Genomic DNA, 20,927 nt, shown 5'->3' on the forward strand with positions numbered 1-20,927 from the left:
GGGGCAGAAAACGGAGAGCCGGAAATGGCAAAGAGCAAATTTGAGCGCAACAAGCCGCACGTTAACATTGGCACGATTGGCCACGTTGACCATGGCAAGACGTCGCTGACGGCAGCGATCACGAAGTATTTCGGCGAGTTCAAGGCGTATGACCAGATCGACGCTGCGCCGGAAGAAAAGGCCCGTGGTATCACCATTTCGACGGCGCACGTCGAGTATGAGACGCCGAACCGTCACTATGCGCACGTCGACTGCCCCGGCCACGCCGACTACGTCAAGAACATGATCACCGGCGCGGCGCAGATGGACGGTGCGATCCTGGTTGTTTCGGCTGCCGACGGCCCGATGCCGCAGACCCGCGAGCACATCCTGCTCGCCCGCCAGGTCGGCGTTCCGGCAATCGTCGTGTTCCTGAACAAGGTCGACCAGGTCGACGACGCCGAGCTGCTCGAGCTCGTCGAGCTGGAAGTGCGTGAACTGCTGTCGTCCTACGAATTCCCGGGCGACGACATCCCGATCGTCAAGGGCTCGGCGCTCGCCGCGCTTGAAGATTCGGACAAGAAGATCGGCGAAGACGCGATCCGCGAGCTGATGGCAGCGGTTGACGCCTACATCCCGACGCCGGAGCGTCCGATCGACCTGCCGTTCCTGATGCCGATCGAAGACGTGTTCTCGATCTCGGGCCGCGGTACGGTTGTGACCGGTCGCGTCGAGCGCGGCATCGTCAAGGTCGGTGAGGAAGTCGAGATCGTCGGCATCCGTCCGACGACGAAGACGACCTGCACGGGCGTTGAAATGTTCCGCAAGCTGCTCGACCAAGGCCAGGCCGGCGACAACATCGGTGCGCTCTTGCGCGGTGTCGACCGCACCGGCGTCGAGCGTGGCCAGATCCTGTGCAAGCCGGGTTCGGTCAAGCCGCACAAGAAGTTCAAGGCGGAAGCCTACATCCTGACGAAGGAAGAGGGTGGCCGTCATACGCCGTTCTTCACCAACTACCGTCCGCAGTTCTACTTCCGCACGACCGACGTGACCGGCATCGTGACGCTGCCGGAAGGCACGGAAATGGTGATGCCGGGCGACAACGTCACGGTTGACGTCGAGCTGATCGTGCCGATCGCGATGGAAGAAAAGCTGCGCTTCGCCATCCGCGAAGGCGGCCGCACCGTCGGCGCAGGCATCGTCGCCTCGATCATCGAGTAACAAGAAAACGGCTTTGCCGTTTCGGCAGGGACATGGTCGCCCATGTCCCTGCGATTTTTGAAAGAAGCGGCAGAGCGTAACGAATTCAGAAGTTTAAGTGTGTGCCTTAAGAGGCATACCGGAAACACGAGCAAGGACAAGTCGAATGAACGGCCAGAATATCCGCATCCGCCTTAAGGCGTTTGATCACCGGATCCTCGATGCCTCCACGCGCGAAATCGTGTCGACGGCCAAGCGCACCGGTGCGAGTGTGCGCGGGCCCGTGCCGCTTCCGACCCGGATTGAAAAATTCACGGTCAACCGGTCGCCGCACGTCGACAAGAAGAGCCGCGAACAGTTTGAGATGCGCACGCACAAGCGCCTTCTCGATATCGTTGATCCGACCCCGCAGACGGTTGATGCGCTGATGAAGCTCGATCTGGCCGCTGGTGTCGACGTCGAGATCAAGCTCTAAGGTCCGGCGCAAGCCGAAATAACAAGGAAGGTACGTGGAGTTTTCCAACGGCTTCCAGGAACAGGAAACCGGAAGGTGCAAGAGGCACCGGACGGGAACCCTAAACAAGAGGCGTGAACCGATGCGTTCAGGTGTGATTGCACAGAAGGTGGGAATGACCCGCGTCTACAACGACGCCGGCGAGCATATCCCGGTAACAGTATTGCGGCTGGAGAACTGCCAGGTAGTGGCCCACCGCACGGAAGAGAAGAACGGCTATACCGCAGTTCAGCTGGGTGCCGGCCGTTCCAAGGTCAAGAATACGCCGAAGGCGATGCGCGGCCATTTTGCCGCTGCAAACGTTGAGCCGAAGGCAAAGCTCGTGGAGTTCCGCGTTTCCGCGGACAACATGATCGACGTCGGCTCCGAGCTGACGGCCAGCCACTTCGTCGCGGGCCAGCTCGTCGACGTGACCGGGACGACGATCGGTAAGGGTTTTGCCGGCGCCATCAAGCGCCATAACTTCGGCGGTCTGCGCGCCACCCACGGCGTTTCTGTGTCGCACCGCTCGCATGGTTCTACCGGTTCCAACCAGGATCCGGGCCGTGTTTGGAAGGGCAAGCGCATGGCCGGCCACATGGGCCAGACCCGCGTTACCACCCAGAACCTGGAAGTCGTATCGACGGACGAAGACCGTGGCCTGATCCTGGTCAAGGGTGCAGTCCCCGGCTCCAAGGGTGCCTGGATCGTCGTTCGCGACGCAATCAAGTCAGGCATTCCGGAAAGCGCTCCGCGCCCCGCCGGCGTGCGCGCCGAAGCATCGAAGTAAGGGAGCCGAATTATGGATCTCACCGTCAAAACCCTCGAGGGCAAGGACGCGGGAAAGGTTTCCCTTTCTGACGCCATTTTCGGCCTCGAACCCCGTGAAGACATCATCGCCCGCGTCGTTCGCTGGCAGCTCGCCAAGAAGCAGCAGGGCACGCACAAGGCAAAGGGCCGCGCAGAAGTTTCGCGCACCGGCGCCAAGATGTACAAGCAGAAGGGTACGGGCCGCGCCCGCCACCACTCCGCTCGTGCTCCGCAGTTCCGCGGCGGCGGCAAGGCTCATGGCCCGGTTGTCCGCAGCCACGCCCATGACCTTCCGAAGAAGGTCCGTGCGCTCGGCCTGCGCCATGCGCTATCGGCCAAGCTGAAGGCTGAAGAGATCATCGTCGTCGACGATCTCGTCGCCAAGGAAGCAAAGACGAAGGCTCTCGCCGGCGTATTCGCGTCGCTCGGCCTCACCAATGCTCTGATCATCGGCGGCGCCGAAATCGAGAGCAACTTCAAGCTCGCCGCCCAGAACATCCCCAACGTGGACGTTCTGCCGGTTCAGGGCATCAACGTTTACGACATTCTGCGCCGCGGCAAGCTCGTGCTTTCCAAGGCTGCCGTAGAAGCTCTGGAGGAGCGGTTCAAATGACGGATCTTCGCCACTACGACGTGATCGTGTCTCCCTCGATCACTGAAAAGTCGACGCTGGTTTCCGAACAGAACCAAGTCGTCTTCAACGTCGCCAAGGGTGCTTCGAAGCCTGAAATCAAGGCCGCTGTCGAAGCGCTGTTCGGCGTCAAGGTCACGGCCGTGAACACGCTCCTCCGCAAGGGTAAGCTGAAGCGTTTCCGCGGTTTTGCCGGGAAGCAGAAGGACGTGAAGAAGGCGATCGTTACGCTCGCCGAAGGTCAGTCCATCGACGTCTCCACCGGTCTCTAACGGATAGGCCCATTAGGGTAAAAACCCAAAAGGGAACAAGAAAATGGCATTGAAAAGTTTCAATCCGACGACCCCGAGCCAGCGTCAGCTGGTCATCGTAGATCGGTCCGGCCTCTACAAGGGCAAGCCGGTCAAGGCGTTGACCGAGGGCCTGTCCTCCAAGGGCGGTCGCAACAACCTGGGCCGCATCACCGTCCGCTTCCAGGGCGGCGGTCACAAGCGGTCCTACCGTCTGGTCGACTTCAAGCGTCGCAAGTTCGACGTTGAAGGCACGGTCGAGCGTCTGGAATATGACCCGAACCGCACCGCCTTCATCGCGCTTGTCAACTATGCTGACGGCGAACAGGCCTACATCCTCGCTCCGCAGCGCCTTGCCGCCGGGGACAAGGTCATCGCTTCGGAGAAGGCCGTTGACGTCAAGCCCGGCAACACGATGCCGCTGCAGTTCATTCCGGTTGGTTCCATCATCCACAACGTGGAGATGAAGCCGGGCAAGGGCGGCCAGATGGCCCGCTCCGCCGGAACCTACGCGCAGCTCGTCGGCCGCGACCAGGGCATGGCGATCCTTCGCCTCAACTCGGGCGAGCAGCGCTTGGTGCACGGCTCTTGCCTTGCTTCGATCGGCGCTGTATCGAACCCCGATCACGGCAACATCAATGACGGCAAGGCTGGTCGTTCGCGCTGGCGCGGTAAGAAGCCGCACGTTCGCGGCGTCGTCATGAACCCGGTTGACCACCCGCACGGCGGTGGTGAAGGCCGCACCTCCGGTGGCCGTCACCCGGTTACCCCGTGGGGTAAGCCGACGAAGGGTAAGCGCACGCGCTCCAACAAGTCGACCGACAAGTTCATCATGCGCTCGCGTCACCAGAAGAAGAAGTAAGAGAGGAAGTCTCGAATGACTCGTTCAGTATGGAAAGGTCCGTTCGTTGACGGTTATCTTCTCAAGAAGGCTGAGAAGGTCCGGGAAGGCGGTCGTAACGAAGTGATCAAGATTTGGAGCCGGCGCTCCACGATCCTTCCGCAGTTTGTCGGCCTCACCTTCGGCGTCTACAACGGCAGCAAGCACGTCCCGGTCAGCGTCAACGAAGACATGGTCGGACATAAGTTTGGTGAATTCTCTCCGACCCGGACCTACTACGGTCATGGCGCGGACAAGAAGGCAAAGAGGAAGTAACAATGGGCAAGGCAAAAGCCGAACGCCGGCTGAAGGATAATGAGGCGCAGGCAATTGCGCGCACGATCCGCGTCAGCCCCCAGAAGCTCAACCTCGTTGCTGCGATGATCCGCGGCAAGAAGGTTGACCGCGCTCTGGCCGAACTCGAGTTCTCGCGCAAGCGCATAGCAGATACCGTTAAAAAGACGCTTGAATCTGCGATCGCAAACGCTGAGAACAACCACGATCTCGACGTTGATTCGCTCATCGTCGCAGAAGCTTACGTTGGCAAGTCGATCGTGATGAAGCGCTTCCACGCCCGTGGTCGCGGCCGTGCATCGCGTATCGAAAAGCCGTTCGCTCACTTGACGATCGTTGTTCGTGAAGTGGAAGCCAAAGGGGAGGCCGCATAATGGGCCAGAAGATTAATCCGATCGGTTTCCGACTCGGCATCAACCGGACCTGGGATAGCCGTTGGTTCGCGGACAACGCGGAATACGGTCAGCTGCTTCACGAAGACCTGAAGATCCGTGCATACCTGATGGAAGAGCTGAAGGCTGCCGGTATCGCCAAGGTCGTGATCGAGCGCCCTCACAAGAAGTGCCGCGTCACGATCCACTCGGCTCGTCCGGGCCTGATCATCGGCAAGAAGGGCGCCGACATCGAAAAGCTGCGCAGGAAGCTTTCCGAGATGACCAACTCCGAAACGCACCTCAACATCGTTGAAGTTCGCAAGCCGGAAGTTGACGCAACCCTCGTTGCCCAGTCGATCGCTCAGCAGCTCGAGCGCCGTGTGGCTTTCCGCCGTGCGATGAAGCGTGCTGTTCAGTCGGCCATGCGGCTTGGCGCCGAAGGCATCAAGATCACCTGCGCCGGTCGTCTCGGCGGTGCGGAAATCGCACGTACCGAATGGTACCGCGAAGGCCGCGTTCCGCTGCACACTCTGCGTGCGGACATCGACTATGGCACGGCCGAAGCGGAAACCGCTTTCGGTATCTGCGGAATCAAGGTCTGGATCTTCAAGGGCGAAATCCTTGAGCACGATCCGATGGCTTCCGAGCGTCGCGCGACCGAGAGTGACAACCAGGGCCCTGGCAGCCGTGATCGCGACCGCGATCGTGACCGCCGTCGTGAAAACGCGTAACATTCGCGTTTGGCAGCCAATATCGGAGAAGTAAAAAAATGTTGCAGCCAAAGCGTACGAAGTATCGCAAGCAGTTCAAGGGCCGCATCAAGGGCGTAGCCAAGGGCGGTTCTGATCTCGCCTTCGGCGAATTCGGCCTGAAGGCTCAGGAACCGAACCGCGTCAACGCCCGTGAGATCGAAGCGGCCCGCCGCGCGATCACCCGCCACATGAAGCGCGCCGGCCGCGTTTGGATACGTGTGTTCCCGGATGTTCCGGTCACCGCCAAGCCGACCGAAGTCCGCATGGGTAAGGGTAAGGGTTCGGTCGAATACTGGGCATGCAAGGTCAAGCCCGGCCGTATGATGTTCGAGATCGATGGTGTCAGCGAAGAACTCGCCCGTGAGGCACTTCGTCTTGGCGCTGCCAAGCTCTCTGTCAAGACGCGCTTCGTGCAGCGTATCGCAGAGTAAGGAGTGAAGCTCATGAAAGCCGCAGATGTTCGCGCTCTGAGCGCCGATCAACTCAATGAAGAGCTTGCCAAGCTGAAGAAGGAGCAGTTCAACCTGCGCTTCCAGAAGGCAACCGGCCAGCTCGAGAAGTCTTCGCGTGTCAACGAAGTCCGCAAGGACATCGCACGCATCAAAACAATTGCCCGCCAGAAGGCGGCAGAAGCCAAGGCCTAAGGACCACAAAATATGCCGAAACGCATTCTGCAGGGCACCGTCGTAAGCGACAAGAACGACAAGACCATCGTCGTCAGGGTCGAGCGCCGCTTTGCGCACCCGATCCTCCAGAAGACCGTCCGTCGTTCCAAGAAGTACAAGGCCCACGACGAGAACAACCAGTACAAGGTCGGCGATGTCGTTTCCATCGAGGAATGCGCGCCGATCTCGAAGGATAAGCGCTGGACGGTCGTTTCCGCCCAGGCTTGATTTCTGCAGGTTTTGTCCCCGAGACCCTTGCGTCTCGGGCAAATATCTGTATGAAGCACGCAATTGAAGCAGAGGAACGCTCGAGTCCGGGCGTTCTTTTTGCTTTGAGATGAGCACAATAAGCCGGGCGAGGGGGTTTCGACCCAACCGGCCTGGTAACAACAAGAAGGCGACCTGACATGATTCAGATGCAAACAAACCTCGACGTGGCGGATAATTCCGGCGCACGTCGTGTCATGTGCATCAAGGTGCTGGGCGGCTCCAAGCGCAAGTATGCGTCGATCGGCGACATCATTGTCGTTTCGATCAAGGAAGCCATTCCGCGCGGCCGCGTGAAGAAGGGTGACGTCATGAAGGCTGTTGTCGTTCGCACTGCGAAGGACATCCGCCGTCCGGATGGCAGTGTCATCCGCTTCGACACCAACGCAGCCGTTCTTATCGATAACAAGAAAGAGCCGATCGGCACCCGTATCTTCGGACCGGTTCCGCGCGAACTCCGCGCCAAGAACCACATGAAGATCATCTCGCTGGCTCCGGAAGTACTCTAAGGGAGCGTTGAGAGATGCAAAAGATTCGCAAAGGCGACAAGGTCGTCGTTCTCACCGGTAAGGACAAGGGCCGTACCGGCGAAGTAATTCAGGTCATGCCGAAGGAAGACCGGGCTGTCGTGCGTGGCGTCAACATGGTGAAGCGTCACCAGCGCCAGACCCAGAGCCAGGAAGCCGGCATCATCAACAAGGAAGCCCCGATTCACCTTTCGAACATCGCGGTCGCCGATCCGAAGGACGGCAAGCCGACCCGCGTCGGTTTCAAGATCGATGGTGACAAGAAGGTCCGCGTGGCCAAGCGTTCGGGAGAAGTGATCGATGGCTAAGACCGCTTATGAGCCGCGGCTCAAGAAGGAATACGTAGAGCGCATCCGCAAGGCGATGCAGGAGAAGTTCTCCTACGCCAACGAAATGCAGATCCCGCGTCTCGACAAGATCGTCATCAACATGGGTGTTGGCGAAGCAACGGGCGACTCGAAGAAGCCGTCCGTAGCAGCTGCCGACCTCGCCGCGATTGCTGGCCAGAAGCCGGTGATCACCCGCGCTCGCAACTCCATCGCCGGCTTCAAGCTGCGCGAAGGCATGCCGATTGGCGCCAAGGTTACCCTGCGCGGCGTTCGGATGTACGAGTTCCTGGATCGTCTCGTGAACATCGCTCTTCCGCGTGTTCGCGACTTCCGCGGCCTCAATCCGAAGTCCTTCGATGGTCGTGGCAACTTTGCCATGGGCGTCAAGGAGCACATTGTGTTCCCTGAGATCAACTACGACAAGGTTGATCAGATGTGGGGCATGGACATCATCGTTTGCACGACGGCAACTAACGACGACGAAGCACGCGCTCTGCTTACAGAGTTCAACTTCCCGTTCCGTCAGTAATCCGTAACGACAAGCGTAAAGAAGGATAACTGTTATGGCGAAAACGAGCGCAGTTGAAAAGAACAAGCGCCGCCGCAAACTGGTTGCCGGGCAGGCCTCCAAGCGTGCCGCTCTCAAGGCAATCATCATGAACCAGTCTCTGCCGATCGAAGAGCGGTTCAAGGCAACCCTCAAGCTGGCAGAACTGCCACGTGATGGCTCCAAGACCCGCATCCGCAACCGCTGCGAAGTGACCGGCCGCCCGCGTGCCTATTATCGCAAACTTCGTATGTCGCGTATTGCGCTTCGCGAACTGGGCAATCTCGGCAAGGTGCCGGGCATCGTCAAGTCGAGCTGGTAAGGAGACGGGCACATGGCAATGACTGATCCCTTGGGCGATATGCTCACCCGTATCCGTAACGGCGCTGCTCGCCGCAAGTCCAGCGTTTCGACGCCGGCTTCCAAGCTTCGCGCACGCGTTCTGGATGTTCTTCAGGCTGAAGGCTACATCCGCGGATACTCCGAAGTCGAATTCGGCAACGGCAAGTCCGAGCTGAACATCGAACTGAAATACTACGAAGGCTCGTCCGTGATCCGCGAGATCGCACGCGTCTCCAAGCCGGGCCGCCGGGTGTATGTCTCGGTCAAGTCCATTCCGCAGGTCGCGAACGGCCTCGGCATCACCATCCTTTCGACCCCGAAGGGCGTGATGGCCGATCATCAGGCACGCGAACAGAATGTTGGTGGCGAGGTTCTTTGCTCGGTCTTCTAAGGCCGAGCAGGATCTCCATAGCGAACAGACAGGTATAAAAATGTCTCGTATCGGTAAGAAACCCGTTCAAGTTCCGGCAGGCGTCACGGCTAGCGTTGATGGCCAGAAGGTAACGGCGAAGGGTCCGAAGGGCGAACTGTTCTTCGTCGCAAACGACGAAGTTTCGGTGAAGCTCGAAAACAATGCGGTTCTCGTTCAGCCGCTCAATGAGAGCAAGGATGCTCGTTCGAAGTGGGGCATGTCCCGCACGATGATCGAGAACATCTTCAAGGGCGTGAAGGACGGTTACGAGCGGAAGCTCGAGATCAACGGCGTCGGTTACCGCGCGTCCATGCAGGGCAAGAACCTGCAGCTGGCGCTCGGTTTCAGCCACGACGTGGTCTACCAGACGCCGGAAGGCATCACGATCGCTGTTCCGAAGCCGACGGAAATCGTCGTCTCCGGCATCAACAAGCAGCAGGTCGGCCAGGTAGCTGCGGAAATCCGCGAATACCGTGGCCCCGAGCCCTACAAGGGCAAGGGTGTCAAGTATGCCGAAGAGCGGATTGTCCGCAAAGAAGGCAAGAAGAAGTAAGGATCACGCGAAATGGCTAGCAGGAAAGATACTCTTGTGCGTCGCGCCAGCCGCGTGCGCCGTCAAATCAAGGCGGTCGCCAACGGCCGTCCGCGCCTGTCGGTTCATCGCTCGTCGAAGAACATCTACGCGCAGATCATCGATGATGTTGCCGGCAAGACCATTGCCTCCGCATCGACCCTCGACACGGATCTGCGGTCTTCGCTGAAGACCGGCGCTGATACTGCGGCAGCTACGGCTGTCGGCAAGCTCCTTGCGGAGCGCGCATCCGAGGCGGGCGTCAAGGACGTTGTCTTTGACCGCGGCGCCTTCATCTACCACGGCCGCATCAAGGCGCTGGCCGAGGCAGCTCGCGAAGGCGGCCTGAACTTCTAAGGTTCATCGCCCGGGCAGTCATGTCCGGGCGAAGACCCGGCTTCGCAAATCTACCAGCCGCTTCGATTTCCAAGGAAGTGAGGCGGCTTTCGTCAATCTGCCGATTGCACCCGGAAAAGAAAAAGGAAGAGGACAATGGCACAAGAAAAAAGAGGTTCTCGCGAAGATCGCCAGAGCCGCGAAGAGCGCGACAGCGAATTTGTCGATAAGCTCGTCGCAATCAACCGCGTCGCCAAGGTGGTGAAGGGCGGTCGTCGTTTCGGTTTCGCAGCCCTCGTCGTCGTTGGCGACCAGAAGGGCCGTGTTGGCTTCGGTCATGGCAAGGCGCGTGAAGTGCCGGAAGCCATCCGCAAGGCGACGGAAGCTGCAAAGCGCGACCTGATCTTCGTGCCCCTTCGTGGTGGCCGCACCCTGCATCACGACGTCCATGGCCGTCACGGCGCCGGCAAGGTGCTTCTGCGGTCGGCCAAGGCCGGTACCGGTATCATCGCCGGTGGCCCGATGCGCGCCGTCTTTGAAACGCTCGGCGTTCACGACGTCGTCGCCAAGTCGACCGGTTCGTCGAACCCCTACAACATGGTTCGCGCGACTTTCGACGCGCTCAAGAACCAGATGCACCCGAAGGACATCGCGGCGCAGCGCGGCATGAAGTACGCCACGCTCCAGTCTCGTCGCGTTGCCGCCGGCGCTGCTTCCGAAGAATAAGGGAGCTGACAGATGGCTAAGAAAGAAGTTGCCAAGAAGACGATTACCGTCGAACAGATCGGTAGCCCCATTCGCCGCCCGGCCGTACAGCGTCAGACGCTCATCGGCCTGGGCCTCAACAAGATGCACCGGGTTCGCACGCTGGAAGACACTCCGGCCGTTCGCGGCATGATCCGGGCCGTCCAGCACCTCGTTCGCGTCGTCGACGAGAAGTGAGGGGGATCCAGAAATGAAACTGAATGAAATCAAGGACAACGAAGGCTCGACAAAGAACCGCAAGCGTCTTGGTCGCGGTATCGGTTCCGGCTCAGGCAAGACCGGCGGCCGTGGTGTGAAGGGTCAGAAGGCTCGCTCGGGCGTTGCCATCAACGGCTTCGAAGGCGGCCAGATGCCCATCTACCGTCGTCTGCCGAAGCGCGGCTTCAACAACATCTTCGCTTCGGAGTTCGTTGTTGTGTCGCTCGGTCGCATCCAGGCAGCCGTCGACGCCAAGAAGCTCGACGCGTCGAAGACGGTCGATGCGGCTGCGCTCAAGGCTGCCGGCGTTATCCGTCGTGCCAAGGACGGCGTCCGCGTTCTCGCCGACGGTGAACTGAAGGCCAAGGTCTCGCTCGAAGTTGCCGGCGCTTCCAAGTCGGCGATGGAGAAAATCGAGAAGGCCGGTGGTTCGATCAAGCTGCTCGCAGCAGCCGCGGAATAATATGACTGATGAACCGCCCGGGGTGCTTCACTCCGGGCGGTTTTGCTCCCATATGTGAGCCTCACGTTCGAAGCGGCGAATCGCTCGCCGCGGCGGGCATAGCGGAAACCACGGTGAGGCATCCGATTGCAGCGACAATCGCCTCGCGTCCGGTTTTCCAAGACGAAAACTTACTCTTTCCGGAACTGACCGGGTTTTCCCGCTGATTCCGAAATTTGGTACGCGGAGAATCGCATGGCTTCTGCAGCGGAACAGCTCGCCTCGAACCTGAATTTTTCGACTTTCGCCAAAGCGGAAGATCTGAAAAAGCGCCTCTGGTTCACGCTTGGTGCCCTTCTGGTTTACCGTCTCGGCACCTATATCCCGCTGCCCGGCCTCAACCCGGAAGCGTTTGCGCAGGCCTTCCAGGGGCAGAGCGGCGGCATTCTGGGGCTCTTCAACATGTTCTCGGGCGGTGCAGTAGAGCGCATGGCGATCTTCGCGCTCGGCATCATGCCCTACATTTCCGCCTCGATCATCGTACAGCTGATGACGTCGGTAGTTCCGGCGCTCGAGCAATTGAAGAAAGAAGGCGAGCAGGGCCGCAAGATCATCAACCAGTACACCCGCTACGGCACGGTGCTTCTTGGCGCGATGCAGGCGTATGGCATTGCCATCGGCCTCGAGAGCGGCAGTGGCCTAGTGGGCGATCCGGGTTGGTTTTTCCGGATCTCCACCGTGATTTCGCTTCTCGGCGGTACGATGTTCCTGATGTGGCTCGGTGAGCAGATCACTTCGCGCGGCATCGGCAACGGCATCTCGCTTATCATCTTTGCCGGTATCGTTGCGGCGCTTCCGTCGGCGCTGGCCGGTACGCTCGAACTTGGCCGCACAGGCGCACTCTCGACCCCGCTCATTCTCGCGATCATCGTCATGGTCGTGGCTGTGATCGCGCTGATCGTGTTCGTCGAGCGCGCGCAGCGTCGCCTGCTGATCCAGTATCCGAAGCGCCAGGTCGGCAACCGGATGTTCCAGGGCGATACGTCGCACCTGCCGCTGAAGCTCAACACCTCGGGCGTCATCCCGGCGATCTTTGCTTCCTCGCTGCTGCTTCTGCCGGCGACGCTGGCTGGTTTTGCCAACACGGCAACGCTGCCCGGCTGGGCGACGGCGATCGTCACTGCGCTTGGTCACGGCCAGCCGCTCTATATGCTGCTCTACGGCGCAATGATTGCCTTCTTCGCCTTCTTCTACACCGCGATCGTGTTCAATCCGAAGGACACGGCGGACAATCTGAAGAAGCATGGCGGCTTCATTCCGGGCATTCGCCCGGGTGAGCGCACGGCCGAATACATCGATTTTGTGTTGACGCGCATCACGGTCATCGGCGCGATCTATCTGATCTTCGTATGCATCCTGCCCGAAATCCTCATCTCGCAGACCGGCGTGCCGTTCTACCTTGGTGGTACGTCGCTTTTGATTGTTGTCAGCGTGACCCTTGATACGGTAGCACAGATCCAGGGTCACCTTATTGCTCAGCAATATGAGGGGCTGATCAAGAAGTCGAAGCTGCGCGGAGGAAAGAGGGGACGATGAGACTGATTTTTTTGGGACCGCCGGGTGCTGGCAAAGGAACACAGGCCAAGCTTCTGACGGAGAGATACGGCATTCCGCAGCTTTCCACAGGCGACATGCTGCGGGCGGCCGTGGCTCAGGCGACTGAAGTGGGCAAGCGGGCAAAGGCGGTCATGGATGCCGGCCAGCTCGTTTCCGACGAAATCGTCAATGAAATCGTCTCTGATCGTATCGATGCGCCGGACTGCGCCAAGGGGTTCATCCTCGACGGTTATCCGCGCACCGTGCCGCAGGCCGTGGCGCTGGACCTGATGCTTGAAAGCAAGGGCCTGAAACTCGATGCCGTCATCGAGCTGAAAGTCGATGAGGCAGCTCTTGTGCGGCGGATGGAGAATCGCGTAGCGGAAACTGTCGCGGCGGGCGGAACCGTTCGCTCCGACGACAATCCGGAAGCCTTCAAGCGCCGCCTGACGGAATACCGCGAAAAGACGGCTCCGCTGTCGGAATACTATGCCGGTACAGGCCAGTTGAAGACTGTGGACGGCATGGCGGACGTGAATACGGTAACCGCCGAAATCGAGAAGATTCTGGCTTAGACATTTGTCTTTGCCAAAATGGAACCACCGGGGGAGTTGACTTTTCCGGCCGATTCCTCCAAAGACAGCGTCAACTCGCGACATGAGAAGCGATCGGCGCGGTCTTCAAAGCAATGAAGTCCGGGTACGGTCGTTTTTGACGTGTCTCGAACCTCAATTAACGTGCGGCTCTTCGAGGTCGCGTAACGAAGCACCTATTGCCGGATGGCAACTGGAACGCAAGGAGAATAGACGTGGCACGTATCGCTGGCGTCAACATCCCGACCGCAAAGCGCGTCGTCATCGCGCTGACGTATATTCACGGGATCGGCACGAAATTCGCACAGGAAATCATCGAGAAGGTCGGTATTCCGGCTGATCGCCGCGTGCATCAGTTGACGGATGCTGAGGTCCTTCAGATCCGTGAAACGATCGACCGTGACTACCAGGTCGAGGGCGATCTGCGTCGCGAAACCTCGATGAACATCAAGCGCCTGATGGATCTCGGCTGCTACCGTGGCCTTCGCCATCGTCGCGGTCTGCCGGTGCGCGGTCAGCGCACGCACACCAACGCCCGCACCCGCAAGGGTCCGGCAAAGGCGATCGCCGGCAAGAAGAAGTAATTTCCCGAAAAGGGAAGGCGGGAGGCTGGCGTCGTGCGCCGGCCTCCTTTTGCAGTTTGGGAGGGCGATCTGCCCGACCGTCGCGGGCCGGTATCGGCGTCGCGAAAAATCCGTCGAGCCGGCGCGCCGGTTCGGCAAGAAGTGAAGATGCAGGGCAGGGGACGAACAATCCTTTTCCCGGTGGAGCCGCTGGAATTACGGCGGTGCAGAGATCTAAGAAAGGGATCCAATGGCCAAGGAAGCCACCCGCGTTCGCCGCCGCGAGCGCAAGAACATCACGTCTGGCGTCGCACACGTCAATTCGTCGTTCAACAACACGATGATCACCATCACCGACGCACAGGGCAATGCAATTGCCTGGTCGTCCGCCGGTGCAAAGGGTTTCAAGGGTTCGCGTAAGTCGACCCCGTTTGCCGCTCAGATCGCGGCTGAAGACTGCGCCAAGAAGGCTCAGGAGCACGGCATGAAGTCGCTGGAAGTGGAAGTTTGCGGTCCGGGTTCGGGTCGTGAGTCCGCACTTCGCGCGCTCCAGGCTGCGGGCTTCATGATCACGTCGATCCGCGATGTGACCCCGATCCCGCACAACGGCTGCCGCCCGCGCAAGAAGCGCCGCGTCTGATCATATGCATTCAACATCCCGGTGAGGGCGTTCAGGCGCTCTCCCGGACTTCGGGGCTCGGTTGTCACGATTGGATGGTGGCAACGAACGGAAGGCAGAAAACATGATCCAGAAAAATTGGCAGGAATTGATCAAGCCGAACAAGGTGGAGTTCGCCTCCTCCGGCCGCACCAAGGCAACGTTGGTCGCGGAGCCGCTTGAGCGCGGCTTTGGCCTGACGCTTGGTAACGCGCTTCGCCGCGTGCTTCTGTCGTCGCTGCGCGGTGCTGCTGTTACCGCGGTGCAGATCGACGGCGTGCTGCACGAGTTCTCCTCGATCCCGGGCGTCCGGGAAGACGTGACCGACATCGTGCTCAATATCAAGGAAATCGCCATCAAGATGGATGGCGACGACGCAAAGCGCATGGTCGTGCGCAAGCAGGGCCCGGGCGTCGTTACGGCCGGTGACATTCAGACGGTTGGCGACATCGAGATCCTCAACCCGAACCATGTGATCTGCACCCTCGACGAGGGCGCGGAAATCCGCATGGAGTTCACCGTAAACAACGGCAAGGGCTATGTGCCGGCTGACCGCAACCGCTCGGAAGATGCGCCGATTGGCCTCATTCCGGTCGACAGCCTGTACTCTCCGGTCAAGAAGGTCTCTTACAAGGTGGAAAACACCCGTGAAGGCCAGGTTCTCGACTATGACAAGCTGACGATGTCCATCGAAACCGATGGCTCTGTCACCGGTGAAGATGCGATCGCCTTTGCGGCGCGCATCCTTCAGGACCAGCTGTCGGTCTTCGTCAACTTCGAAGAGCCGCACAAGGAAGCAGAGGAAGAGGCAGTCACCGAACTCGCCTTCAACCCGGCGCTTCTCAAGAAGGTCGACGAACTGGAACTCTCCGTCCGTTCGGCCAACTGCCTGAAGAACGACAACATCGTCTATATCGGCGACCTCATTCAGAAGACCGAAGCAGAAATGCTCCGCACACCGAATTTTGGTCGCAAGTCGCTGAACGAAATCAAAGAAGTTCTCGCTTCCATGGGCCTGCACCTCGGCATGGAAGTGCCGTCCTGGCCGCCTGAGAACATCGAAGATCTCGCCAAGCGTTACGAAGACCAGTACTAAGGCCGCACGCGTTCGAGAGAACGCGTGAAGCTGGCCTTAGAGAGTTTAACTGCGTATTTATCGCTTCAAGCCTTCGGCTCTCAGCGGGATATACGCGCCGTTTTAGACTGCGGGCGGATGCCTGCAAGTAAAGGAGAATAGCCATGCGCCACGGTAAAGCCGGCCGCAAGCTGAATAGAACCGCCAGCCACCGCAAGGCGATGTTTGCCAACATGGCAGCTTCGCTGATCGAACACGAACAGATCGTCACGACCCTGCCGAAGGCAAAGGAAATCCGTCCGATCGTCGAAAAGCTTGTCACGCTCGGCAAGCGCGGCGACCTGCATGCCCGCCGTCAGGCGATCTCGCAGATCCGCGACGCCGCCGTCGTCTCGAAGCTGTTCGACACGATCGCATCGCGTTACGCCACCCGCAACGGCGGCTACCTGCGCATCATGAAGGCAGGCTTCCGTCATGGCGACAACGCCGCTCTCGCCGTCATCGAATTCGTTGACCGCGATGTCGATGCCAAGGGTGCGAAGGACCGTGCTCGCGTTGCAGCCGAAGCCGAGGCGGCCGAAGCAGCCTGATCGCTACCGCATGTTCCTTAGATCGGAGCCGATAAAAGGATAAAAACATGCAGCAATTCAAAATGCTACAGAACCTTTTGCGCGCCCGGTAAGACGCGTGGCGCTGCAGGAAGCGATCGAAGAAACTGAGCGGCCGGGTGATTGTCACCCGGCCGCTTTTTCCATTGCGGAACGAGTTGGGACTGCCTGCTGACGCTTCCAGCGAAGGAAACGCGTTCGCACCGCCCGCCACCCAAGGAGCAGGGTGACGAGGGCGAGATAAAGCACCTGCTCCGGCCCCACCACCTTCACAGCCATGGCGAAATGAAGAGCGCCGGCAGCCGCTATCACATAGGCCAGTCGATGAAGCTTGTTCCATCGTGGTCCGAGCCTGCGGATCGACCAATTGTTCGACGTGAGCGCAAGGGGAAGCAACATCGCGAGCGCAGCCATGCCTATGGTTATGAAAGGCCGGCGAGCTATATCGGCGATGATCGGCTGAATTCGCAGCGTCTGGTCCAGCACCATATAGGCCAGAAAGTGCATCAGAGCATAGTAGAAGGCGAGCAGGCCGAGCGCGCGACGGTATCGCAGCCAGTTTATGCCGAAAAGATCACGGATCGGCGTGATCGTCAGCGTCGCGACCAGGAAGCGAAGCGCCCAAAGGCCCAGCAGATGCTCGAACTCCTTGACGGCGTTGCCGGGCAGCTGTCCTGTTGCGCCAAGATAGAAGGCCGATATCGCCGGACCGAAGCCGAGCGCGTAGAGCACCCAGACGGACGGACCATGGAAGCGCTTCGGCAGGGCGGGGAGGATGGCCATCGTCAGAAATTCGCTCCTAGATCCATACCGGAATAGAGGCTGGCGACTTCCTCTCCATACCCGTTGAAGGGGAGCGTGTCGCGCCGATTGGCGCCGAAGAAGCCGCCTTCGCCGATGCGATTCTCCGTTGCCTGGCTCCAGCGCGGGTGATCGACGGCAGGGTTCACATTGGCGTAGAAGCCGTACTCGGTCGGAGCGCTGAGATTCCACGTGCAGGGCGGCGCCGTCTCGGTCAGTGAGATTCGAACGATCGACTTGATCCCCTTGAAGCCGTACTTCCACGGCACCACCAGCCGGATCGGCGCGCCATTCTGGTTCGGCAGGGTCTTGCCATAAAGTCCGACCGAAAGGATCGTCAGCGGGTGTCGTGCCTCGTCCAGCCGCAGGCCTTCGCGATAGGGCCATTCCAGCGGCTGGAAATAGCCGGCCTGGCCGGGCATTTCCTCAGGCCTTACGACGGTCTCGAAGGCGACGTATTTGGCGCTCCCGAGCGGTTCGACCTTGTCGAGAAGTGCCGCCAGCGGAAAGCCGATCCACGGGATGACCATCGACCAGGCCTCGACACAGCGCATGCGATAGATCCGCTCTTCAAGGGGGAAGGCCAGAAGCTCCTCAAGCCCGAATTCCTTCGGCTTGCCAACCAGGCCGTCGACTTTCACCGCCCAGGGCGACGGCTTGAACGCCCCGGCATTGGCGGCTGGATCACCTTTGCCAGTGCCGAATTCGTAGTAGTTGTTGTAGCTCGTTACGTCTTCCTCAGGCGTCATGGCCTCATCGATCTTGTACGGGCTCGCCGAGGCCTTGAGCGCGGCCGCACCCGCGGCCGTCGCCCCACCCAGGACCAACCCGCCGGCTGCGGCCGTAAGAAATGTCCTTCGATTGAGGAAGAAGCGTTCGGGCGTTATCTCTGACGCAGCGATACACGGCGGGCGGTAGGCAGGCATGGTACTTCCTCGATAACGATGGCTGACATAAGATATTAGGTCCTGAACCCAGATGATCAGAGTTTCAATCACTGGAAAAGGTCCGCGGGACCACGTTTTCGTGCGTTGGCCGTGAGTGTTACCCCGTTCAGCCGTTTGCCTTTTTTCTCACGAAATCCTATCTGAACGTAGCGGCAACGAAAGGGAGAAGTGCTACATGATCTTTGGCCGTCGAGCATTGGTTCCGCTTGTCCTTGCGGTTGGACTGTCCGTTCCGGCGGTGGCGCAGGACGCGAAGGTCGTGCCCGAATCCCGCGCCGAGATGCAGCTTTCCTTTGCGCCTCTGGTCAAGCAGACGGCGAATGCCGTGGTGAACGTCTATGCCGAACGGGTCGTCGAGCGGCGGTCGGTTTTTGCCGGTGATCCCTTCTTCGAAGAGTTCTTCGGCCAACGCATGCCGAACAGGACCGAAAAACAGTCGTCGCTCGGGTCGGGCGTGATCGTCGGTCGGAACGGCGTCGTCGTCACGAACAACCACGTTATCGAGGGCGCTGACGACATCAAGGTCGCGCTTGCCGACGGTCGTGAATTTCCCTGCAAGATCATGCTCAAGGATGACCGGCTGGACCTGGCCGTTCTGAAGATCCAGTCGGACGGGCCGTTCGACATCATTCCCATCGGCGATTCCGACGCCGTCGAGGTGGGCGATCTGGTTCTCGCGATGGGCAATCCGTTCGGCGTCGGCCAGACGGTCACGAGCGGCATCGTATCGGCGCTCGCCCGTAACCAGATTACCTCCGGTGACTTCGGCTTCTTTATTCAGACGGACGCCGCCATCAATCCAGGCAATTCCGGCGGTGGTCTGATCGACATGAACGGGCAACTGATCGGCATCAATACGGCGATCTTTTCGAGGGGCGGTGGCTCCAACGGCGTCGGCTTCGCTATTCCCGCCAATCTGGTCAAGGTCTTTGTCGCGTCCGCGGAGGGCGGCGGCGGCTCCTTCATCCGTCCCTTCCTCGGCGCGACCTTTGAACCTGTCACGTCCGAGGTGGCCGAGGCGCTCGGGCTCGACCGGGCACGCGGCGCACTGGTCACTGCCGTCGCCGCGGACGGTCCGGCCGCAGCCGCTGGCATCGAGTCCGGGCAAGTGGTTACCGCGGTCAACGGCATTGCCGTCGAGCACCCCGACGCGCTCGGTTATCGCCTGACGACCGTCGGCATCGGTCACGAAGCGCGCGTGACGATTTCCGACAACGGAGACACGCGCGACGTCGTCCTGAAGCTCGAGCAGGCACCGGAGACCTCGCCGCGTGATGAGCGCTTGATCGAGGGGCGCAATCCTTTCGCTGGTGCAGTGGTGGCAAATCTCTCACCCCGGCTGGCGGAAGAGTTGCGCATGCCGACTTCCCTACAAGGTGTCGTCGTAACCGAGATCAACCGTGGCTCACCGGCGGCCCGTATTGGCCTCGAACCGAAGGACATCGTCCGCTCGGTCAACGGAACGGTCATCGACAGTTCGGAGACGCTGGAGACCGTGATGGCTGAGGACGCATCCGTCTGGCGCGTCGAAATTGAGCGCGACGGCCAGATCATCCGACAGTTCTTCCGATGAGCGACCTGTTTTCTCCAGTTGAACCACCGGAAATGGCGTCGGCGAGGCCGCTCGCCGATCGGCTGCGGCCGCGGACGCTTGCCGAAGTCACGGGGCAGGAGCACCTGACCGGCGAAGATGGTACCCTTACGCGCATGATAGCATCCGGTTCGCTGGGCTCTATGATCTTTTGGGGGCCGCCAGGCACTGGCAAGACGACGGTCGCCCGCCTGCTCTCCGGGGAGGCTGGCCTTGCCTTCGAGCAGATTTCAGCGATCTTCTCCGGCGTCGCTGACCTCAAGAAAGTGTTCGACTCTGCGCGCGCCAGACGGATGTCGGGCCGGCAGACCCTGCTGTTCGTAGACGAGATCCACCGCTTCAACCGGGCCCAGCAGGATAGCTTTCTGCCTGTGATGGAAGACGGAACGGTGATCCTCGTCGGCGCGACGACGGAGAACCCGTCCTTCGAGCTCAATGCAGCACTCCTGTCACGGGCGCGTGTCTTGACTTTCAAGCCGCATGACGCAGCGAGCCTGGAGGAACTCTTGCGGCGCGCCGAGCAGGCGGAGGGCAAGCCGCTGCCGCTCGACGAGGATGCCCGCGCCAGCCTCTTGCGGATGGCGGACGGCGATGGGCGCGCCGCGCTGACGCTCGCCGAAGAAGTCTGGCGGGCGGCGCGTCGGGATGAAATCTTCGATGCCAATGCTCTGCAGAACATCGTCCAGCGTCGTGCCCCTGTCTACGACAAGGGCCAGGATGGGCATTACAATCTGATCTCGGCGCTCCACAAGTCCGTTCGTGGCTCCGATCCCGATGCTGCGCTCTATTATCTCTGCCGCATGTTCGACGCCGGCGAGGACCCGCTTTATCTCGGCAGGCGGCTGGTCCGCATGGCCGTCGAAGACATCGGTCTCGCGGATCCTCAGGCGCTCGTCATCTGCAACGCCGCCAAGGATGCCTATGATTATCTCGGCTCGCCAGAAGGCGAGCTTGCGCTGGCCGAGGCCTGTGTCTATCTCGCGACGGCACCGAAGTCGAACGCGGTCTACACGGCCTACAAGGCGGCAATGCGTGCGGCGAAGGAAAACGGTTCGCTGCTTCCGCCGAAACATATTCTGAATGCTCCGACGAAGCTGATGAAGGGCGAGGGCTACGGCGAGGGATATCGTTACGACCACGACGAGCCGGACGCATTTTCGGGGCAGGACTATTTTCCGGAGAAGATGGGGCGCAAGACCTTCTACGACCCGCCTGAGCGCGGCTTCGAGCGCGAGCTTCGCAAGCGACTGGAGTGGTGGCAAAAACTTCGGCGCGAGCGAAATTCTTAGAACAGCCCAGGAAAAGCGCGTAGCGGTTTTCGTCCAGAATTACGTAATCTCAAGGAGTTAGATCATCTCACTATTTCATTGAAACAATGAAACGATCTAAGG

At 60.1% G+C, this 20,927-nt stretch carries 32 protein-coding genes; 30 read left to right on the forward strand and 2 right to left on the reverse strand.

The genetic code is table 11. The annotated features are described in order from the left end of the window. Positions 1-24 precede the first annotated feature (24 nt). The 28 genes from tuf (at position 25) to rplQ (ending at position 16,179) form a co-directional block, all read left to right on the forward strand. A complete protein-coding gene (tuf, locus tag QN219_RS04235) occupies positions 25-1,200 on the forward strand; it encodes an elongation factor Tu (RefSeq protein ID WP_173512596.1) in 1,176 nt (391 codons plus the stop codon). Between the two features lie 145 nt (positions 1,201-1,345). Beyond that, positions 1,346-1,654: a 30S ribosomal protein S10 gene (gene rpsJ / locus QN219_RS04240; protein ID WP_003507767.1), complete on the forward strand. Its 309-nt coding sequence runs from the start codon at positions 1,346-1,348 to the stop codon at positions 1,652-1,654. Between the two features lie 121 nt (positions 1,655-1,775). Next, a complete protein-coding gene (rplC, locus tag QN219_RS04245) occupies positions 1,776-2,462 on the forward strand; it encodes a 50S ribosomal protein L3 (RefSeq protein ID WP_283998173.1) in 687 nt (228 codons plus the stop codon). A gap of 12 nt (positions 2,463-2,474) precedes the next feature. Further along, positions 2,475-3,095 carry a 50S ribosomal protein L4 gene (gene rplD, locus QN219_RS04250; RefSeq protein ID WP_283963205.1) on the forward strand — a complete coding sequence of 207 codons (621 nt, stop codon included), beginning with the start codon at positions 2,475-2,477 and terminating at the stop codon, positions 3,093-3,095. Next, positions 3,092-3,385: a 50S ribosomal protein L23 gene (locus QN219_RS04255; RefSeq protein ID WP_066875657.1), complete on the forward strand. Its 294-nt coding sequence runs from the start codon at positions 3,092-3,094 to the stop codon at positions 3,383-3,385. Before rplD ends, QN219_RS04255 begins: the two co-directional genes overlap by 4 nt. A gap of 43 nt (positions 3,386-3,428) precedes the next feature. Further along, positions 3,429-4,265: a 50S ribosomal protein L2 gene (rplB, locus tag QN219_RS04260; RefSeq protein WP_283998176.1), complete on the forward strand. Its 837-nt coding sequence runs from the start codon at positions 3,429-3,431 to the stop codon at positions 4,263-4,265. A gap of 15 nt (positions 4,266-4,280) precedes the next feature. Beyond that, positions 4,281-4,559: a 30S ribosomal protein S19 gene (gene rpsS, locus QN219_RS04265; RefSeq protein ID WP_018239488.1), complete on the forward strand. Its 279-nt coding sequence runs from the start codon at positions 4,281-4,283 to the stop codon at positions 4,557-4,559. A gap of 2 nt (positions 4,560-4,561) precedes the next feature. Then, positions 4,562-4,951 (forward strand): 50S ribosomal protein L22, encoded by a 390-nt coding sequence (gene rplV / locus QN219_RS04270; protein WP_283998177.1) that lies wholly within the window; start codon positions 4,562-4,564, stop codon positions 4,949-4,951. Next, positions 4,951-5,682, forward strand: a complete 732-nt coding sequence (rpsC, locus tag QN219_RS04275; protein ID WP_180940843.1) for a 30S ribosomal protein S3 — start codon at positions 4,951-4,953, stop codon at positions 5,680-5,682. The genes rplV and rpsC overlap by 1 nt, the downstream gene beginning before the upstream one ends. Before the next feature lie 38 nt (positions 5,683-5,720). Next, positions 5,721-6,134, forward strand: a complete 414-nt coding sequence (gene rplP / locus QN219_RS04280) for a 50S ribosomal protein L16 (RefSeq protein ID WP_011975175.1) — start codon at positions 5,721-5,723, stop codon at positions 6,132-6,134. A gap of 12 nt (positions 6,135-6,146) precedes the next feature. After that, positions 6,147-6,347, forward strand: a complete 201-nt coding sequence (gene rpmC / locus QN219_RS04285) for a 50S ribosomal protein L29 (RefSeq protein ID WP_173512613.1) — start codon at positions 6,147-6,149, stop codon at positions 6,345-6,347. A gap of 12 nt (positions 6,348-6,359) precedes the next feature. Continuing rightward, positions 6,360-6,596 (forward strand): 30S ribosomal protein S17, encoded by a 237-nt coding sequence (gene rpsQ / locus QN219_RS04290; RefSeq protein WP_173512614.1) that lies wholly within the window; start codon positions 6,360-6,362, stop codon positions 6,594-6,596. A 179-nt stretch (positions 6,597-6,775) separates the two neighbouring features. After that, positions 6,776-7,144, forward strand: a complete 369-nt coding sequence (gene rplN, locus QN219_RS04295) for a 50S ribosomal protein L14 (protein WP_012707761.1) — start codon at positions 6,776-6,778, stop codon at positions 7,142-7,144. Between the two features lie 14 nt (positions 7,145-7,158). Next, the gene (gene rplX / locus QN219_RS04300; RefSeq protein WP_283998178.1) at positions 7,159-7,470 is read left to right on the forward strand and encodes a 50S ribosomal protein L24; all 312 of its coding nucleotides are present in this window, start codon (positions 7,159-7,161) and stop codon (positions 7,468-7,470) included. Beyond that, positions 7,463-8,020, forward strand: a complete 558-nt coding sequence (gene rplE, locus QN219_RS04305; RefSeq protein WP_283998180.1) for a 50S ribosomal protein L5 — start codon at positions 7,463-7,465, stop codon at positions 8,018-8,020. The genes rplX and rplE overlap by 8 nt, the downstream gene beginning before the upstream one ends. A 34-nt stretch (positions 8,021-8,054) precedes the next feature. Then, a complete protein-coding gene (gene rpsN, locus QN219_RS04310; protein ID WP_280659418.1) occupies positions 8,055-8,360 on the forward strand; it encodes a 30S ribosomal protein S14 in 306 nt (101 codons plus the stop codon). Between the two features lie 12 nt (positions 8,361-8,372). Continuing rightward, a complete protein-coding gene (gene rpsH / locus QN219_RS04315; protein ID WP_136504358.1) occupies positions 8,373-8,771 on the forward strand; it encodes a 30S ribosomal protein S8 in 399 nt (132 codons plus the stop codon). Positions 8,772-8,811: 40 nt separating this feature from the next. Next, complete coding sequence (gene rplF / locus QN219_RS04320; protein WP_173512616.1) at positions 8,812-9,345, forward strand: 50S ribosomal protein L6; 534 nt, start codon at positions 8,812-8,814, stop codon at positions 9,343-9,345. A gap of 12 nt (positions 9,346-9,357) precedes the next feature. After that, a complete protein-coding gene (gene rplR / locus QN219_RS04325) occupies positions 9,358-9,720 on the forward strand; it encodes a 50S ribosomal protein L18 (RefSeq protein ID WP_283998182.1) in 363 nt (120 codons plus the stop codon). A gap of 135 nt (positions 9,721-9,855) precedes the next feature. Next, positions 9,856-10,425 carry a 30S ribosomal protein S5 gene (gene rpsE / locus QN219_RS04330; RefSeq protein ID WP_173512618.1) on the forward strand — a complete coding sequence of 190 codons (570 nt, stop codon included), beginning with the start codon at positions 9,856-9,858 and terminating at the stop codon, positions 10,423-10,425. A gap of 12 nt (positions 10,426-10,437) precedes the next feature. Beyond that, a complete protein-coding gene (rpmD, locus tag QN219_RS04335) occupies positions 10,438-10,641 on the forward strand; it encodes a 50S ribosomal protein L30 (RefSeq protein WP_283998183.1) in 204 nt (67 codons plus the stop codon). A gap of 13 nt (positions 10,642-10,654) precedes the next feature. After that, the gene (rplO, locus tag QN219_RS04340) at positions 10,655-11,125 is read left to right on the forward strand and encodes a 50S ribosomal protein L15 (RefSeq protein WP_283998185.1); all 471 of its coding nucleotides are present in this window, start codon (positions 10,655-10,657) and stop codon (positions 11,123-11,125) included. A 234-nt stretch (positions 11,126-11,359) separates the two neighbouring features. After that, entirely contained in the window at positions 11,360-12,700 is a 1,341-nt protein-coding gene (secY, locus tag QN219_RS04345; protein WP_283998187.1) for a preprotein translocase subunit SecY, read from the forward strand. Beyond that, positions 12,697-13,275 carry an adenylate kinase gene (locus QN219_RS04350; protein ID WP_283998189.1) on the forward strand — a complete coding sequence of 193 codons (579 nt, stop codon included), beginning with the start codon at positions 12,697-12,699 and terminating at the stop codon, positions 13,273-13,275. Before secY ends, QN219_RS04350 begins: the two co-directional genes overlap by 4 nt. A 233-nt stretch (positions 13,276-13,508) precedes the next feature. Beyond that, complete coding sequence (gene rpsM / locus QN219_RS04355) at positions 13,509-13,877, forward strand: 30S ribosomal protein S13 (RefSeq protein ID WP_014328076.1); 369 nt, start codon at positions 13,509-13,511, stop codon at positions 13,875-13,877. Between the two features lie 229 nt (positions 13,878-14,106). Continuing rightward, complete coding sequence (gene rpsK / locus QN219_RS04360; RefSeq protein ID WP_003536496.1) at positions 14,107-14,496, forward strand: 30S ribosomal protein S11; 390 nt, start codon at positions 14,107-14,109, stop codon at positions 14,494-14,496. Positions 14,497-14,599: 103 nt separating this feature from the next. Beyond that, on the forward strand, positions 14,600-15,610 hold the full coding sequence (locus tag QN219_RS04365) for a DNA-directed RNA polymerase subunit alpha (RefSeq protein WP_136504366.1): 1,011 nt from the start codon (positions 14,600-14,602) through the stop codon (positions 15,608-15,610). Positions 15,611-15,753: 143 nt separating this feature from the next. Next, positions 15,754-16,179, forward strand: coding sequence for a 50S ribosomal protein L17 (gene rplQ, locus QN219_RS04370; protein WP_173512622.1), 426 nt, complete (start codon positions 15,754-15,756; stop codon positions 16,177-16,179). Positions 16,180-16,323: 144 nt separating this feature from the next. Here rplQ and msrQ read toward each other — a convergent pair whose 3' ends face one another. Next, complete coding sequence (gene msrQ / locus QN219_RS04375) at positions 16,324-16,980, reverse strand: protein-methionine-sulfoxide reductase heme-binding subunit MsrQ (RefSeq protein ID WP_283998191.1); 657 nt, start codon at positions 16,978-16,980, stop codon at positions 16,324-16,326. 2 nt (positions 16,981-16,982) lie between these two features. Beyond that, the gene (msrP, locus tag QN219_RS04380; RefSeq protein ID WP_283998193.1) at positions 16,983-17,924 is read right to left on the reverse strand and encodes a protein-methionine-sulfoxide reductase catalytic subunit MsrP; all 942 of its coding nucleotides are present in this window, start codon (positions 17,922-17,924) and stop codon (positions 16,983-16,985) included. A 196-nt stretch (positions 17,925-18,120) separates the two neighbouring features. Here msrP and QN219_RS04385 point away from each other — a divergent pair, with 196 nt between their 5' ends. Beyond that, entirely contained in the window at positions 18,121-19,518 is a 1,398-nt protein-coding gene (locus tag QN219_RS04385; protein ID WP_283998195.1) for a DegQ family serine endoprotease, read from the forward strand. Continuing rightward, complete coding sequence (locus QN219_RS04390; protein ID WP_283998197.1) at positions 19,515-20,825, forward strand: replication-associated recombination protein A; 1,311 nt, start codon at positions 19,515-19,517, stop codon at positions 20,823-20,825. Before QN219_RS04385 ends, QN219_RS04390 begins: the two co-directional genes overlap by 4 nt. Positions 20,826-20,927 lie beyond the last annotated feature (102 nt).

Source organism: Sinorhizobium sp. 8-89 (genome assembly GCF_030124325.1).
Lineage (GTDB): Bacteria > Pseudomonadota > Alphaproteobacteria > Rhizobiales > Rhizobiaceae > Sinorhizobium.

Excerpts from the sequence above, each read along its gene's own strand:
- QN219_RS04385 (WP_283998195.1), top strand. The coding sequence starts at position 18,121 with ATGATCTTTGGCCGTCGAGCATTGGTTCCGCTTGTCCTTGCGGTTGGA.
- QN219_RS04365 (WP_136504366.1), top strand. The coding sequence starts at position 14,600 with ATGATCCAGAAAAATTGGCAGGAATTGATCAAGCCGAACAAGGTGGAG.
- rpsN (WP_280659418.1), top strand. The coding sequence starts at position 8,055 with ATGGCGAAAACGAGCGCAGTTGAAAAGAACAAGCGCCGCCGCAAACTG.
- rplR (WP_283998182.1), top strand. The coding sequence starts at position 9,358 with ATGGCTAGCAGGAAAGATACTCTTGTGCGTCGCGCCAGCCGCGTGCGC.
- msrQ (WP_283998191.1), bottom strand. The coding sequence starts at position 16,980 with ATGGCCATCCTCCCCGCCCTGCCGAAGCGCTTCCATGGTCCGTCCGTC.
- rpsJ (WP_003507767.1), top strand. The coding sequence starts at position 1,346 with ATGAACGGCCAGAATATCCGCATCCGCCTTAAGGCGTTTGATCACCGG.
- rplP (WP_011975175.1), top strand. The coding sequence starts at position 5,721 with ATGTTGCAGCCAAAGCGTACGAAGTATCGCAAGCAGTTCAAGGGCCGC.
- rplO (WP_283998185.1), top strand. The coding sequence starts at position 10,655 with ATGAAACTGAATGAAATCAAGGACAACGAAGGCTCGACAAAGAACCGC.
- rplC (WP_283998173.1), top strand. The coding sequence starts at position 1,776 with ATGCGTTCAGGTGTGATTGCACAGAAGGTGGGAATGACCCGCGTCTAC.
- rpmC (WP_173512613.1), top strand. The coding sequence starts at position 6,147 with ATGAAAGCCGCAGATGTTCGCGCTCTGAGCGCCGATCAACTCAATGAA.
- rpsC (WP_180940843.1), top strand. The coding sequence starts at position 4,951 with ATGGGCCAGAAGATTAATCCGATCGGTTTCCGACTCGGCATCAACCGG.
- rplF (WP_173512616.1), top strand. The coding sequence starts at position 8,812 with ATGTCTCGTATCGGTAAGAAACCCGTTCAAGTTCCGGCAGGCGTCACG.
- rplN (WP_012707761.1), top strand. The coding sequence starts at position 6,776 with ATGATTCAGATGCAAACAAACCTCGACGTGGCGGATAATTCCGGCGCA.
- rplX (WP_283998178.1), top strand. The coding sequence starts at position 7,159 with ATGCAAAAGATTCGCAAAGGCGACAAGGTCGTCGTTCTCACCGGTAAG.
- rplV (WP_283998177.1), top strand. The coding sequence starts at position 4,562 with ATGGGCAAGGCAAAAGCCGAACGCCGGCTGAAGGATAATGAGGCGCAG.
- rpsK (WP_003536496.1), top strand. The coding sequence starts at position 14,107 with ATGGCCAAGGAAGCCACCCGCGTTCGCCGCCGCGAGCGCAAGAACATC.
- QN219_RS04350 (WP_283998189.1), top strand. The coding sequence starts at position 12,697 with ATGAGACTGATTTTTTTGGGACCGCCGGGTGCTGGCAAAGGAACACAG.
- rplB (WP_283998176.1), top strand. The coding sequence starts at position 3,429 with ATGGCATTGAAAAGTTTCAATCCGACGACCCCGAGCCAGCGTCAGCTG.
- rpsH (WP_136504358.1), top strand. The coding sequence starts at position 8,373 with ATGGCAATGACTGATCCCTTGGGCGATATGCTCACCCGTATCCGTAAC.
- rpsQ (WP_173512614.1), top strand. The coding sequence starts at position 6,360 with ATGCCGAAACGCATTCTGCAGGGCACCGTCGTAAGCGACAAGAACGAC.
- rpsE (WP_173512618.1), top strand. The coding sequence starts at position 9,856 with ATGGCACAAGAAAAAAGAGGTTCTCGCGAAGATCGCCAGAGCCGCGAA.
- QN219_RS04390 (WP_283998197.1), top strand. The coding sequence starts at position 19,515 with ATGAGCGACCTGTTTTCTCCAGTTGAACCACCGGAAATGGCGTCGGCG.
- secY (WP_283998187.1), top strand. The coding sequence starts at position 11,360 with ATGGCTTCTGCAGCGGAACAGCTCGCCTCGAACCTGAATTTTTCGACT.
- rplD (WP_283963205.1), top strand. The coding sequence starts at position 2,475 with ATGGATCTCACCGTCAAAACCCTCGAGGGCAAGGACGCGGGAAAGGTT.
- QN219_RS04255 (WP_066875657.1), top strand. The coding sequence starts at position 3,092 with ATGACGGATCTTCGCCACTACGACGTGATCGTGTCTCCCTCGATCACT.
- rpmD (WP_283998183.1), top strand. The coding sequence starts at position 10,438 with ATGGCTAAGAAAGAAGTTGCCAAGAAGACGATTACCGTCGAACAGATC.
- tuf (WP_173512596.1), top strand. The coding sequence starts at position 25 with ATGGCAAAGAGCAAATTTGAGCGCAACAAGCCGCACGTTAACATTGGC.
- rplE (WP_283998180.1), top strand. The coding sequence starts at position 7,463 with ATGGCTAAGACCGCTTATGAGCCGCGGCTCAAGAAGGAATACGTAGAG.
- msrP (WP_283998193.1), bottom strand. The coding sequence starts at position 17,924 with ATGCCTGCCTACCGCCCGCCGTGTATCGCTGCGTCAGAGATAACGCCC.
- rpsS (WP_018239488.1), top strand. The coding sequence starts at position 4,281 with ATGACTCGTTCAGTATGGAAAGGTCCGTTCGTTGACGGTTATCTTCTC.
- rplQ (WP_173512622.1), top strand. The coding sequence starts at position 15,754 with ATGCGCCACGGTAAAGCCGGCCGCAAGCTGAATAGAACCGCCAGCCAC.